14 protein-coding genes are annotated in these 13784 nt (G+C 73.1%); 5 read left to right on the forward strand and 9 right to left on the reverse strand.

Annotated features, from left to right (window positions below; all coding sequences use genetic code 11):
* From GQ466_RS14365 to GQ466_RS14400, 8 genes are read right to left on the reverse strand one after another with little or no spacing between them, the layout of a single operon-like run.
* Positions 1 to 639: a TetR/AcrR family transcriptional regulator gene (locus GQ466_RS14365; RefSeq protein WP_161103340.1), complete on the reverse strand. Its 639-nt coding sequence runs from the start codon at positions 637 to 639 to the stop codon at positions 1 to 3.
* Positions 636 to 1733, reverse strand: coding sequence for an MBL fold metallo-hydrolase (locus GQ466_RS14370; protein ID WP_161103341.1), 1098 nt, complete (start codon positions 1731 to 1733; stop codon positions 636 to 638). Before GQ466_RS14370 ends, GQ466_RS14365 begins: the two co-directional genes overlap by 4 nt.
* Positions 1734 to 1742: 9 nt before the next feature.
* On the reverse strand, positions 1743 to 2477 hold the full coding sequence (locus tag GQ466_RS14375; protein ID WP_161103342.1) for an SDR family NAD(P)-dependent oxidoreductase: 735 nt from the start codon (positions 2475 to 2477) through the stop codon (positions 1743 to 1745).
* A gap of 45 nt (positions 2478 to 2522) precedes the next feature.
* The gene (locus GQ466_RS14380) at positions 2523 to 3026 is read right to left on the reverse strand and encodes a M15 family metallopeptidase (protein ID WP_161103343.1); all 504 of its coding nucleotides are present in this window, start codon (positions 3024 to 3026) and stop codon (positions 2523 to 2525) included.
* 3 nt (positions 3027 to 3029) lie between these two features.
* Positions 3030 to 4262 carry an ABC transporter permease gene (locus tag GQ466_RS14385; RefSeq protein WP_161103344.1) on the reverse strand — a complete coding sequence of 411 codons (1233 nt, stop codon included), beginning with the start codon at positions 4260 to 4262 and terminating at the stop codon, positions 3030 to 3032.
* Complete coding sequence (locus GQ466_RS14390) at positions 4262 to 4951, reverse strand: ABC transporter ATP-binding protein (protein WP_161103345.1); 690 nt, start codon at positions 4949 to 4951, stop codon at positions 4262 to 4264. Before GQ466_RS14390 ends, GQ466_RS14385 begins: the two co-directional genes overlap by 1 nt.
* On the reverse strand, positions 4948 to 6003 hold the full coding sequence (locus tag GQ466_RS14395; protein WP_161103346.1) for a peptidoglycan-binding protein: 1056 nt from the start codon (positions 6001 to 6003) through the stop codon (positions 4948 to 4950). The genes GQ466_RS14390 and GQ466_RS14395 overlap by 4 nt, the downstream gene beginning before the upstream one ends.
* Positions 6000 to 6467 (reverse strand): hypothetical protein, encoded by a 468-nt coding sequence (locus GQ466_RS14400; RefSeq protein ID WP_161103347.1) that lies wholly within the window; start codon positions 6465 to 6467, stop codon positions 6000 to 6002. Before GQ466_RS14400 ends, GQ466_RS14395 begins: the two co-directional genes overlap by 4 nt.
* 111 nt (positions 6468 to 6578) lie before the next feature.
* Between GQ466_RS14400 and GQ466_RS14405 the strand changes: the two genes are divergently transcribed.
* Complete coding sequence (locus GQ466_RS14405) at positions 6579 to 7253, forward strand: response regulator transcription factor (RefSeq protein ID WP_161103348.1); 675 nt, start codon at positions 6579 to 6581, stop codon at positions 7251 to 7253.
* Complete coding sequence (locus tag GQ466_RS14410) at positions 7240 to 8382, forward strand: sensor histidine kinase (RefSeq protein WP_161103349.1); 1143 nt, start codon at positions 7240 to 7242, stop codon at positions 8380 to 8382. The genes GQ466_RS14405 and GQ466_RS14410 overlap by 14 nt, the downstream gene beginning before the upstream one ends.
* A 4-nt stretch (positions 8383 to 8386) precedes the next feature.
* Here GQ466_RS14410 and GQ466_RS14415 read toward each other — a convergent pair whose 3' ends face one another.
* Positions 8387 to 8614, reverse strand: coding sequence for a hypothetical protein (locus GQ466_RS14415; RefSeq protein WP_161103350.1), 228 nt, complete (start codon positions 8612 to 8614; stop codon positions 8387 to 8389).
* A gap of 170 nt (positions 8615 to 8784) precedes the next feature.
* On the opposite strand from GQ466_RS14415, the gene GQ466_RS14420 reads away from it, so the two are divergent.
* From GQ466_RS14420 to GQ466_RS14430, 3 genes are all read left to right on the forward strand, one after another.
* Complete coding sequence (locus tag GQ466_RS14420) at positions 8785 to 10311, forward strand: carboxylesterase/lipase family protein (protein WP_161103351.1); 1527 nt, start codon at positions 8785 to 8787, stop codon at positions 10309 to 10311.
* A 120-nt stretch (positions 10312 to 10431) separates the two neighbouring features.
* Positions 10432 to 12345 carry a WD40 repeat domain-containing protein gene (locus GQ466_RS14425; protein ID WP_161103352.1) on the forward strand — a complete coding sequence of 638 codons (1914 nt, stop codon included), beginning with the start codon at positions 10432 to 10434 and terminating at the stop codon, positions 12343 to 12345.
* 31 nt (positions 12346 to 12376) lie between these two features.
* Entirely contained in the window at positions 12377 to 13777 is a 1401-nt protein-coding gene (locus GQ466_RS14430; RefSeq protein ID WP_161103353.1) for an NAD(P)/FAD-dependent oxidoreductase, read from the forward strand.
* Positions 13778 to 13784 lie beyond the last annotated feature (7 nt).

The following is a 13784-nucleotide window of genomic DNA, read 5'->3' on the forward strand; positions in this document are numbered from 1 at the left end:
CTACGGGTTGAGACGGGCGTCGGCGACGGCGGTGAGCATCAGCGTGAGGCTGGACAGGAGCGCGGCGACCGGGGGGCGCTCGTCCAGCAGCAGCCAGTCGATCATCGCCTCGTTGACGCCGCCGACGACGGCCGTGGCCAGCAGGGCGTCGGCGGCCGGGTCCGGTTCGGCCGGGTGCGGGCGCCGGTCGTTGATGGCGTTCAGCTCGGCGGCCAGGAACTCGGCGTACTGGCGGATGACCGCGCGGCGGTGCGCCTCCATCTCGGCGGAGACGCCGACGACCTCGATGCACTGGACGCGGGCGCGCCGGGGATCGGTCAGCAGATGGTCGCAGTAGGCCGTCAGCCCGGCGCGGACGCGGGCCGCCGGGTCCGGGGGCTGCGCGGCGACGGCGGCGAGGACGGCGTCCCGGGTCGTCGTGACGACCTCGTCGTACAGGACGCGCAGCAGTTCCTCGCGGCTGCCGAACAGCTCGTAGAAGTGCGCGGGGGCGACGCCCGCCGTCCGGCAGACGTCGGTGATGGTCGTGGGGTTGTAGCCGGCCGTTCCGTACAGCTCCAGGGCCGCCGCGAGCAGGCGGTCCCTTCGGTCGCGCTGTCGCTGCTGCGGGTCGCGTCCGCCGTACGGTCGTCCTGTCATTCCGCCTTGAGGCTACCGTGACGCAGCGCGCCGTACGTGAACGAGGGCGACACCAGGGGCGCCAGCTTCCAGGGCGTCAGCTCGGAGCTGGCGAAGTGCTGCACCCAGCCGCCGCCCGGGCCGCCCCGGTCGGCGATCAGCTTCTCCTTGACCATCGAGTTGTAGTGCAGCGCGGCCAGTTCCGGGGTGTTGGCGTTGATGACGACCTCCTGGCCGGACGAGCGCGCCCATCGCGCGAGGCCGGGGATCCGGGACTGCTCGGGCTGGTAGCTCTCGGGGTGGACGCCGTTCTCCGACTGCGTCCAGATCCCGCTGTCGGTGTTGAGGACGAGCGTCTGGTTGCCGATCGTGTGCCCCGGCGTCGCGATGAGGGCCACGCCGGGGCCGAGCAGGACGTCCCCGTCCAGGCAGACGACGTTGTCGGTGCGCAGGTCGCGGTACGTCTCGGGCTGGAAGAAATTGCGCTGCAACGGATGCAGCCGTTGCATCAGCTCCCACTCGGGCCGCATGACGAGCAGCTTCGCGTTCGGGAACAGCGGGTCCAGCGGACGGTCCGGCGCGCCGAGGCCCGGCTGCGGCGTCGTCGTGCCGAGGTGCGGGCGCAGGTCCTGGACGTGCAGGTGGTCGAACGTGATGTAGTCGATCTCGGCCCGGTCGATGCCGAGCCTGGCCAGGTGCTCGGCGACGGTCGGCCCCCACACGACGGCCAGGTCGCGCATGCGCGGGCCGAACCGGTCGGCCAGCGCGCGGAAGAACGGCGTGTTCTCGGCCAGCTTGGAGTCGGTCGGCTCCACCAGGAGCGTGCGCCGGACGCCGTCGAAGTCATCGAACCGTACGACCATCATCCGGTTGTAGATGCGGACGAACGGCGTCGGCGACAGCGCCGCCCGCCACAGCGCGTACTCCCGGGGGAACGGCGTCGCGACCAGATCGCAGGTCTCGACCGCGACGGCCGTGCCCTGCGCGCGGAACCAGCTCTGGAACTCGGGCGCGCGCGACCGGATGGCCTGGAGTTGCAGGCCGGGCTCGGCGATGACGTTGACCTCGTCGAAGATTTCGATCCTGCGGAACCCGGACGGCAGCTCGTCGGCCATGACCTCTCCTCAACGTCGGGTGCGGGCGAGACGCCGCTGGTTGAACGCCCCGATCCGGTTCAGCAGCGGCGTCAGCGCCAGCCACAGTTCCGGCACCGCGCCGAGCGCCCGCACCTGCGCGCCGCGCGTGCGGGGCACGCTCGCGACGAGCGCGCCGGAGTCCAGCAGGTCCAGGGCGGCGGACGCGACGCGCGGCGCGTCCAGCAGGCGGCGGCCGGTGAAGCTCAGCGCGGCGTGGCCGTCGCGCAGCCGGTCGTGGAGCATCGGCGTCCAGATGCCGTCGGGGCACAGCAGGGACACCTTGACGTTCGACGTCTTCAGCTCGGCGGCGAGGCCGAGCGTGAACGCGCGGACGCCGTGCTTGGTGGCCGCGTACACCGACTCGCCGGGCACGGGCACCCAGGACGCGAGCGACCCGATGTTCAGGATGTGCCCGCGCCCGTCCTCGGCCATGACCCTCGCCGCCGCGCGGCTGCCGTTGATCACGCCGAGCAGGTTGACCTCGACGCAGCGCCGGACGTCGGCGTCCGGCTGGCCGAGGACGTCCCCGGCGGCCAAGACCCCGGCGTTGTTGATCCACACCCGGGGCCGCAGCCGTTCGGCCAGGTCGCGGCAGGCGGCGGGGTCGGTGACGTCCAGTATCTCGGCGGCGCCCGGGACGACGTCCACGCCGGTGACCTCGTAGCCGCGCGCGGCGAGCACCCGGCACAGGGCCGCGCCCAGTCCGCCCGCCGCTCCCGTCACGACCGCAATCATGAAAGATAGATTTCAGGATTACCTCGGCGTCTGTCAAGCGGCCCCCGGATGCGGCAGGCGGATCGGTTCGGCCGGGCAATACTCGAAGTGCCACCACTCGTTGTCGTAGACGCGGTAGAGCCCGTACCGTCCGCCGTGCCGTTCGAGCCACCGCGCGCCCTCGGTCGGACGGACGTCCAGCGCGAGCCCCCGCACATGGCTGGACTCCTGCGGCGGCAGCACCCGGCGCCGCGCCGCCGCGACCGAGCCCGTGCGCCGCACCTCCGCGCAGAAGATCCGGTGCTGCTCGGCCGCGTCGCGGTGGCCGGACGTCAGGCCGATCAACTGGCCGTCCCGCCAGAACGCTTCGGCCCGCGCGCGGGTGAACGCCGTCCGCGTCTCCGCCGCGAGGCCGCGCAGGTCCTCGGCGGGGAACCGCAGGCTGAGCGCCCACTGGCAGGCGAGGAAGCGGGCGCGGCCCGGCGCGCGGCAGAACGCGACCGGGACCAGCAGCAACGCGATCAGCCGGGTGACGGCCGCCAAGACCTGCGCTTTCATCGCTCACGCCGTCCGCAGGGCCTCGGTCGGCGCGAGCCGGGCGGCGCGCAGCGCGGGGACGAGCCCGGCGACCGCGCCGATGAGGAGCGCCGAGCCGAGTCCGCCCGCCCACGCCTCCGCCGGGACGACGACCGTCCAGCCCTTGGCGCCCGCGTACACCGCCGTCGCCGCCGCCCCGGCCGCCACGCCGACCACCCCGCCGAGCACCGCCAGCATGATCGCCTCCGCGAGGAACTGCGCGCGGATCTGCCCTCGCGTCGCGCCGAGCGCGCGGCGCAGGCCGATCTCCGAGCGGCGCTCCAGCACCGAGATGATCATGATGTTGGCCACGCCGACCGCTCCGACCAGCAGCGCGACGACGCCGAGCCCGAGGAACAGGCTGTTGAACGCGCCCTTCGCGGCGGCGCGGGCGGTGAGCGCGTCGGACGGCTGGCTCACGTCCATCTCGTTCGGCGCCTCCGGGTTCGCCGTGCGCGCCAACGCCGCCTGCACCCGTTCGACCGCGTCCGTCGCGGACCGGACGTAGAGCGTGCTCGGCGGGCCGTCGGCCGTGCCGCTGCCCGTGCTGAGGCTCGTGTGGCCGAGGTAGCGCCGCGCCGCCGGGTAGCCGACCAGCGCGCTCGCGTCGATCTCGGGCGCGAGCGTCGCCGGGGACAGGATGCCCGCGACGTAGAACCACTGGCCGCCCAGCCACACGCGCTGTCCGGGATAGACGCGGTCGAACCCGAGCCGTTGCGCCGCCGTCGCGCCGAGCACGACGGCCGGTTGCGTCGCGGTCGCCGGGTTGAGCCAGCGTCCGTGCGCGACCCCGGCGCCCGCCACCCGCGGCAGGTTCAGGCTCGCCGCCTGCACCTGGAGCCCGTTCGTGCTGACGGACGGGATCAGCGGGCTGCGGTACACCTTCGCGTCCTTGACCGTCCCGGTGTGCGCGACCGCCTCGACGGACGGGAGCCGCGACACCCGCGCGGGCGCCGCGAGCGGCATCACCGCCTCTTCCTGGGTGAAGCTCTGGCCGGTCCTGACGGTGAGCAGGTTGGTGCCGAGCCGGTCGATCTCCGCCAGCAGCCCCGCCTGGGACGACGAGGACAGCCCGAGGACCGCAACGATCGCCGTCGTACCGATCGCGATCCCGAGCGCGGACAGCGCCGCCCGCAGCGGACGCGCGCGCAGGCCGGTGCTCGCCACGCGGGCCTGGTCGCCGGCGCGCAGCCGCGCCGGCACGAGAGTCATCGCCATCAGGCCGCCTCGCCGCGCTCGTCGGAGATGATCCGGCCGTCCAGGACGCGCATCCGGCGCGGCAGCCGCGCGGCGAGCCCGCCGTCGTGCGTGATCATGACGATCGTCGCGCCCGCCGCGTTCAGCTCGCGGAACAGGTCGAGGATCGACGCGCCGGTCGCGCTGTCGAGATTGCCCGTGGGCTCGTCGGCGAGGACGATCGCGGGCCGTCCCACCAGCGCGCGGGCGATGGCCACGCGCTGCCGCTCGCCGCCGGACAGGTGCGTCGGCCGGAACGAGCCGCGATGCGCGAGCCCGACGCGCTCCAGCGCCTCGGCCGCCCGGCGCCGCCGCTCGGCGACCGTCGCGCCCGCGTAGAGCAGGCCGTCCGCGACGTTCTCCAGCGCGGTCGCGTGCTCGGCCAGGAAGAACTGCTGGAACACGAACCCGATGCGGTGGGCGCGCAGGGCGGCGAGGCGCCGGTCGTCCAGGCCCGCCGCGTCGATGCCGTCGATCTTCACCACGCCGCCGGTGGGGCGTTCCAGCGTGCCCATGACGTGCAGGAGCGTCGTCTTCCCCGACCCGGACGGGCCGACGATCGCGACCAGCTCGCCGTGCTCGACCGTGAAGCTCACGCCGCGCAGCGCGGGCACGGGCGCCCGTCCGCCGTAGGTCTTGGTGACGTCGTCGAGGTCCAGTGCGGCGCTCATGAGGCGGGCACCACCACACGGTCGCCGACGGACAGCGCGCCGGACACCTGGACGAGCCCGTTGTCGTTGTCGAACATGCCGAGCGTCACGGTGACCAGCCGGTTCCGTCCGTTCGCGGCCACCTCGACGGCGTAACCGCCCTCCGGCCGACCCAGCAGCGCGGTGACCGGGACGATCAGCGCCTTCGCGACGCCGTCGGTCGTGATCTGGACGCGCACCGGGGCGGCGTCGAGCGTGCCCGCGTCCTTCGGGCGGTCGAGGGTGATGTAGGCGGGAATGGTGGGGTTCTTGTCGGCGTCGGTGCGCGCGACCGTCCCGATGCGGCTCACCCGGCCGGTGGTCGTGCGGTTATCCGGCAGCGTGATCTCGGCGCGGTCGCCGACCTTGACCTGCGCCTGCTGGCCCGCGTCCAGCTCCACCAGCACCTGGCGGCGGGCCGTCGTCGCCGTGGCCGCCCGGCCGCCCGGCGCCGCCGGGGTTCCGGGCTCGGCGAGCGACTTCGTCACGCGCAGCGGGCCGGGCAGGAAGACGGCGTCGCCGAGGTCGAGGCGTCCGGTCTCGGGGACGCCCAGGTCGTCCTGCAGCTCGGCGACCGCGTACGCCGTCTCCGCGCTGTAGTAGTCGGAGCGGCGTCGTGACGCGTCGGCATAACCGAGGCGCACCAGGTTCGCGTTGAGGTCGCGCACCTCGCGGCCCTTGTCGCCCACCGACAGGGATCGGTACGCCGGGGTGTCGCCGCAGATGAGGACGATCGGTCGCTCGTCCACCCGATAGAGGGCCTTGCCGCAGTCGATCTGCTTCCCCGCGCCGGGGATCCAGGTGTAGATGCCCTTGGCCTGGTTGACCACGGTGAACTGGCCCGCGTAGGAGAGCGTCCCGCTCTGCGTCACCTGGGTGGACAGCGCGCCCTCGCGGACCGTCGCCAGCTCGGTGCCGCCGGCGGCCGGCGCGGATTTCGCCTTCTCCGCGCCGAACGGGTTCAGGACGACGATTCCCGCGGCCAGCACCGCCAAGATGCCCGTCCCGGCGAGGATCCGCCACTTTGCGGTCATCCGCCGGCCCCCGCCGGGCGGAGGTCCTTGCACGTCTCGTCGGCTGCCTTGAACTGCGGGGAATCGAGGTCGATGTTCCCGGGGTCGAGTTGTCCGCCCTGCGGGTCGGGGAAGTTCGGCACGCCGTTCTTGCGGATGCACTGGGCGTATTTGAGCATCTTGGCCTGCTGGGCAGGGTCCTGCTTGGTGGGCTTGCCGTCCCAGCCGGGCGGCGCCAGCTCCTTGCACTTCTGCTGGGCGGCCTTGAACTGCGGCGACTTGGGGTCGACGGTGCCCATCTTGAAGCGGTACTTGTCCCCGTCGATGGGGTCGGGCCATTCGGGGACGCCGTTCTGCCGCATGCACTGCGCGTACTTGACGAACAGGTCGCTCTGCGCGGCCGACGTCTTCCCCGAGCCGTCCGATCCGCCGCACGCGGTGAGCAGGAACGGGAGCGCCGCCAGCGGCAGGATGCGTTTGAACATGGAATGGTCTCCTTCACGGGTTCGGAGGCCATTTCTAGGCAGCGGACGGTCACACGACGGTCAGAACGGCTGTGACCCGACTGTGACCGGGGCAGGGCCATGCTGAAGACGATGAGAGTGCTGGTGGCCGAGGATCACGCCGAACTCGCGGCGTCCGTCGCGCGGATGCTGCGCCGTGAGGGAATGGCGGTCGACGTCGTCCACGACGGCGGGGCGGCCCTGGAGCGCACCGCGCTGCTGGAGTACGACGTCGTCGTGCTCGACCGGGACCTGCCCGTCGTCCACGGCGACGACGTGTGCCGCTCGCTGGTGGGCCGGGCCGGGCGCACGCGCGTCCTGATGCTGACGGCGTCCGGGACGGTCGCGGACCGCGTCACCGGGCTGAGCCTCGGCGCCGACGACTATCTGCCGAAGCCGTTCGCGTACGCCGAGCTGGTCGCCCGGATCCGGGCGCTCGGCCGCCGGGCGCAGCCGGCGCTCCCGCCCGTCCTCGTGCGCGGCGACCTGCGGCTCGACCCGGCGCAGCGGATCGCGAGCCGGGCCGGGATGCGGCTGGCGCTCAGCCCGAAGGAGTTCGCGGTGCTGGAATACCTGCTCGCCGCCGGGGGCCGCGCGGTGTCCGCCGAAGAACTGCTGGAACGGGTCTGGGACGAGATGACGGACCCGTTCACGACGACCGTCAAGGCCACGATGAACCGGCTGCGGGCCAAACTCGGCCCGCCGCCCGTGATCGAGACCGTCCAGCAGGGCGGTTACCGGATCGGCGACGCGCATGCGCCTTCATGAACGGCTGCTGACGTCCGGGCTGCCCTTCCGGACCGTGCGGATGCGGCTCACCGCGTTGTACTGCTCGCTGTTCACCATTTCCAGCGCGCTCCTTCTCACGATCACCTATGTGCTCATGCGGCGCGTGAAATGGGTGCTCATCGTCTACGACGACCGAGGGCCGGAGATCCGCGACCAGATGGACCGGCTCCGCGAGGCGCAGCTACGGCAGCTCCTCCTGCAGTTCGGCTTCGCGTTCGCCATCATGGTCGTGATTTCCATCGTGCTGGGATGGGTGGTCGCCGGGCGCGTCCTGCGGCCGTTGCGGACGATGACGGCCACCGTTCAGCGGATCTCCGCCCGCAACGTCCACGAAAGGCTCGCCGCCGCCGGGCCGCGCGACGAACTGAAAGACCTCGCCGACACCGTCGACGGCCTGCTCGGCCGGCTGGAAACGGCGCTCGACGCGCACAAGCGCTTCGTCGCCAACGCCGCCCACGAACTGCGCACGCCGCTCACGCTGGAACGCGCGCTGCTCGAAGAGACGCTCACCGACCGCGCGGCCACGCTGGACACCTACCGGGCGATGTCGGAACGGCTGCTCTCGCTCAGCACGGACCAGGCGCAGTTGCTCGAAGCCCTGCTCACGCTGACCACCAGCGAACGCGGCCTCAACCGCCGTGAGCCCTTCGACCTGTCGGACCTCGCCCGCCAGGCCCTCGACACGGCGCGGCTGGAGGCGGACGCGCGGGGCGTCCGGATCAACGCCCGGATCGCGTCCGCGCCGTCCGCCGGTGATCCCGCGCTGGCCGGACGGCTCGTCGCCAACCTCGTGGACAACGCCGTCCACCACAACGTGCCCGGCGGTCACGTCGAGATCGTGACCGAGGTCCGGGCCGGACGGGCGTTCGTGGCGGTCGCCAACAGCGGCCCGCCGATCCCCCCGCACCAGGTCGCCGGGCTGTTCGAGCCGTTCCAGCGCCTCGCGGGCCGGACGGCGCGCGCCGACGGGCACCACGGGCTCGGTCTCTCGATCGTCCGCGCCATCGCGGCGGCGCACGGCGCGTCCGTCGCGGCGCACGCCCGTCCGGACGGCGGACTGGCCATCGAGATCGCGTTCCCCGCGGGCCGCGTCCCCGTCCGGGTCTGACCGATCAGAGCTTGTACATCCGGGCGTACGGGGCGCGGATGCGGACCTTGCGCGTGCTGAAGTCGACCAGGACGTCCCGGTTGCTCTCGACGCCCACCACGGTGCCGAGACCGTAGGCGTCGTGGGTCACACGGTCGTCGACCTCGAACGTCTCCAGCGGCGCGGCGGGCGCCGGCGGAGCGAAGGGACTGGTGGGAAGGTGGCGGCGGGTGGAAAGCCGGGGACGAGTCATACCTCAGTATGCGGCCACATCGGTGCTGCGTACACCGTACGACCGCAGAAATCCGGTCCGGAAGATCAACTTCGTGGCGTCCGATGAAACGCGATTGACCGGAAAGTGGTCTGGAGACCGGGCACCGGGCGTCTCCATGCTGACCCTCCCCGTCCCGAGGAGGAGTCGCCATGCCGGTGAAGAGACGTCTGCTCGCCTTGTCCGCCGCGATCGGACTGACCGCCGGGATCGTCCCGCGCGCCGAGGCCGCCACCGACGTGGTCATGACGGAGGGCGGGGCCGTTCGCGGGCACGCCGGCGTCTACCAGGCGATCCCGTACGCGGCGGCGCCCGTCGGCGCGCTGCGCTGGCGTCCGCCGCAGCCCGCCGCGTCGTGGCCGGGCGAGCGCGACGCGACGCGTCCGGCCCCCGCCTGCCCCCAGCTCGGGGTGGACGTCCCGACGGCCGAGGACTGCCTGTTCCTCAACGTGAGCACTCCGCCGGGGGGCGCGTCCGGCCGTCCGGTCCTGGTGTTCCTGCACGGCGGGTCCAACTCCAGCGGCTACAGCGCGCAGTACCCCGCCGCGACGCTGGCCGCCCGGACGGACTCCGTCGTCGTGACGCTCAACTACCGCATCGGCGCGCTCGGCTTCCTCGCCCTCCCCAGCCTCGGCGAGTCGAACTTCGGCATCCAGGACCAGCAGGCGGCCCTGCGCTGGGTGCGGCGCAACATCGGCGCGTTCGGCGGCGACCCCGCGAACGTGACGCTGTTCGGGCAGTCGGCCGGGGCCCTGGACGGCTGCGTCAACCTCGCGTCGCCCCCGGCCGCCGGGCTTTTCCAACGGCTGATCCTCCAGAGCGGGTCCTGCGACCTCGTCGCCCTCGGCGGCACCCGCGCGGCGGCCGTCGCGCGCGGCACGAGCTACGCGGCGAAGGCGGGCTGCGCGGACGGGCCGGAGCAGGTCGCCTGCCTGCGCGGCAAGTCCGTCGCCGACCTGCTCGCCGTCGCCCCCGACCTCGGCGGCGCGTCGGTCATCTCCAGCTGGACGCCCGTGATCGACGGCGACCTGGTGCCGGACGACCCGATGACGATGATCGGCGCAGGCGGGGTGCCCCGGATCCCCGTCATGCTCGGCATCACCCGCGACGAGGGACGGTTCATCACCGCCCTCCAGTTCGACAGCCTCACCGAGGACGAGTACCAGAAGCTCCTGGAGAGCACCGGCGGCCCGATCGGGGCGTTCATCCTGAAGCTCGCCTATCCGTCGTCCCGGTACGGATCGCCGAAGAACGCGCTGGCCGCGCTCTACACCGACACCCTCTACGCCTGCGGCAACGACCGGATGGCGCGAGCGTTCGCGTCCCGGAACCCCACCTTCGCCTACCAGTTCGCCGACGCCCAGGCCCCCGGCTGGTCGCTCCTGCCGGAACGGGCCGTGGACGCGGGCGCCTACCACGGGTCCGAACTGCCCTACCTGTTCGACATCCCGACGCGGACGCCGCTCTCGGCGTCCCAGCAGGCCCTGTCCGACCGGATGGCCCGCTCCTGGGGCGCCTTCGCCGCGAACGGCTCGCCCGGCTGGCGCCGCTTCGACCCGCTGACGAGCCCGTACCGCGAACTCCGTCCCACCACCGACCGGACGCTCCTCTTCGGCGCCTTCCGCGACGAGCACCAGTGCGCGCTCTGGGACGTCCTCGGACTCCTCGGCGGCGCCTGACCGCGTTCCGGGCCTTGACGGCTCCGGTTCAGCCCCGGGACGATAGTCCAAAATGGACTATTAGTCGTGCCACCGCTTCCGGGGCGAGCCCGTGACCGGCACCTGTTGATGGGTGGGGAAATGCGTCATGTGCGCCTCAGCGGCGATCCGCTCAGCGGCCACATCAGCCCGGTCCGCTCGCTGGCGTTCAGCCCGGACGGGACGACGCTCGCCACCGGCGGCGGCGACTGGACGGTGCGGCTGTGGGACGTGGCGTCCCGCCGCCCCATCGGCCATGCCCTCGCGGGCCACACCGGCCGGGTCCGGTCGGTGGCGTTCAGCCCCGACGGCAGGACCCTCGCCACCTGCGGCGACGACCGGACGGTGCGGCTGTGGGACGTGGCGTCCCGCCGCCCCATCGGCGATCCCCTCACCGGCCACATCAGCCCGGTCTTCTCGGTGGCGTTCAGCCCGGACGGGACGACCGTCGCGTCCGGCGGCGGTTTCGCCAACGGCTGCTGGGCCGTGTGGTTCTGGGATGTGGAATCCCGTCGTCCCCTCGGCGATCCCATCACCGACCTCCCCGGCCTGGTCCGCCTGGCGTTCAGCCCGGACGGCAGAACGCTCGCCACCGGCGGCACCCCCTACGAATCGACGGACGGGAGGGTGCGGCTGTGGGACGTGGAGTCCCGCCGCCCTCTCGGGGATCTCCGCCCCGCGTCCCCGTTCGAGGTCGTTTCGGTGGCGTTCAGTCCGGACGGCCGGACGATCGCCGCCGGCGGCACCTCGGGGGGCGTCGAACACGCGAGGGTCGTGCTGTGGGACGTCGAGTCCCGCCGTCCCCGCGGCGCTCCCCTCGACGGCGTCGTCTCGCCCGTCTCGTCGGTGGCGTTCAGCCCGGACGGCAGGACCCTCGCCGCCAGCATGGACACGCGCCGCGCGTGGGGGGCGTCCTTGTGGGACGTCGCGTCCGGACGCCACATCGGCGATCTCCGCACCGAGAAGTACACCGGCCAGCTCTACGCGGTCGCGTTCAGCCCGGACGGCGAAACCGTCGCCACCGGCGGTACGGACGGGATCGTGCGGTTCTGGGACGCGGAGTCCCGCGACCCGGCCGGCGAGCCCCTCGACGGCAACACCGCCGCGATCTTCTCGGTGGCGTTCAGCCCGGACGGGAAGACCGTCGCGTCCGGCGGCGACGACGGAGCCGTGCGCTGGTGGGACGTGGAGACCCGCCGTCCCGTCGACGCGACCATCGCCGACGAGTCCGGCCCGGTCAGGTCGGTGGTGTACAGCCCGGACGGCACCAAGCTCGCCTTCTGCAGTAACCGCTCGGAGGTGCGGGTGCGGAACGCGGTGCGCCGCCATCACATCGCCGGCCCCCTCTCCCGACCGCACAGCCCGGTCGAATCGGTGGCGTTCAGCCCCGACGGGCTCACGGTCGCGACCGGCTGCGGCGGTCACCTCGACGGGACGGTGTGGCTGTGGTTCCTGCCGTCCCGTGAAGGCGCCGGTGATCCCACCACGACCCGCCCGCTCCACGTCCACAAGAGCCCGGTCAGGTCGGTGGCGTTCCGTCCGTACGGCTGGACCCTCGTCACCGGCGGCGAGGACGGCGCGGTGCGGTTGTGGGACGTGGAGTCCCGCCGTCCGCTCGGCGATCCGCTCACCGGGCACACCGGCCCGGTTCGGTCGGTGGTCTTCAGCCCGGACGGGACGACCGTCGCCTCCGGCGGCGAGGACGGGACGCTGCGGCTGTGGGACGCGGAGACCCGCCGTCCGCTCGGCGACCCCGTCACCGGGCACGTCGGCCCGGTCCTGTCGGTGGTCTTCAGCCCGGACGGGACGACCCTCGCCTCCGGCGGCGAAGACGGCACGCTGCGGCTGTGGGACGCGGAGACCCGCCGTCCTCTCACCGACGCCGTCACCGGCCACACCGGCCCAGTCCAGTCGGTGGCGTTCAGCCCGGACGGCAGAACGCTCGCCAGCGGCGGGGGTCGCGGCGACGGGACGCTGCGGCTGTGGGACGCCGGGCGCGGCCCCGGGGTCCGTTGACGAGGTATGTGTAACAAGTTATATATGAAACATGTCATATGACGAGAACGGACGAGCCGTGGTGCTCGGCGCCGGGATCGCGGGGCTGCTGACCGCCCGGGTCCTGTCCGAGCACTACGACGAGGTCGTCGTGGTCGAACGGGACGAGCTTCCGGACCGTCCGGACCACCGGCGGTTCGTGCCCCAGTCGCACCACGCGCACGGGCTCCTGGGCTCGGGCCGCGAGGTGCTGGTCGCGCTGTTCCCCGGCTTCTCGGCGGAGATGGAGGCCGCCGGCGCGATCACCGCGGCGTCGAGCGGCCCGGAGATGGGCGATCGGTCGATCTTCGTCGTCCGGGGCGGAACGACGATCCGGATCCCCATCTGGTGGACCGGCGGCTTCTGCGCCAGCCGCGTCCTGATCGAGCACGCGGTCCGCGCCCGCGTCCGGGCGCTGCCGAACGTGACGATCCGCGACCGCACCCCCGCCCTCGGGCTGCTCACCAGCGCGTCCCGGCGCCTGGTCACCGGCGTCCGGACGCCCGACGGCGAGCTGGGCGCCGACCTGGTCGTCGACGCGTCCGGCCGCCGCTCGGCCCTGCCGGAATGGCTGGAGGAGATCGGATACCGGCCGCCGCCGGAGTCGGCGGTCCACTCCGACGTGCGGTACGCCAGCCTGGTCACCGAGCCCGACCCGGACTTCGCTCCCGAGTGGCTGATCGTCCTCGGCGCCCAGGCGGCGGGCGGCGCGTCCGTCGGCGGCGTCGTCCTCAGCATCGAGAACGGCCTGCTGCACATCTCGCTGGGCACGACCGGCGGGCGGGCGCCGCTGCCCACCGCCATCGACGAGCTGCGCGCCGTCGCCGACCGGACGACCGCGCCGGTCACGGCCGAAGCGCTCCGCCGCTCGACGCCCGTCGGCCCGGTCCGGACGTTCCACGTGCGCACGAACGTCCGCCGCTACTACGACCGGATGAGCGAGATGCCGGCCGGGCTCGTCGCGCTCGGGGACGCCGCCAGCGCGTCCAACCCGATCTACGGCCAGGGCATGAGCGTGGCCGCGCTGTCGGCGGTCGCCCTCGGCCGCCTGCTCACCGCCGAGGACGGCGCGGTGCGGCCGGGCTTCGAGCGGCGCGCGGCCCGGGCGATCGCCGCCACCTCGTCCGGGGCCTGGCGGCTCGCGCTCGGCGAGGACCTGCGCTACGGATGCCGCACTGAGGGCGTCCGGACGCCGCTGTCGGTCCGTTTCGACGCGGGCTACCGCAACCGGCTGGAACGGGCGGCGGCGCTGGATCCGGAGGTGGCGATGGCTTTCAACGATGTGCTCAATCTCCATCGTCCGTTGTCGTCGCTCGGTTCGCCGCGCATCGCCCGGCGGGTGCTGCGGCCGTTGCGCGACCGCAATCCCGCCGTGTTGTCCGAGACCGTCGTCGCCGTGCTCGGCCTTTCCTGAACGGAGA

This window comes from Actinomadura rayongensis, assembly GCF_009831215.1.
GTDB lineage: Bacteria > Actinomycetota > Actinomycetes > Streptosporangiales > Streptosporangiaceae > Spirillospora > Spirillospora rayongensis.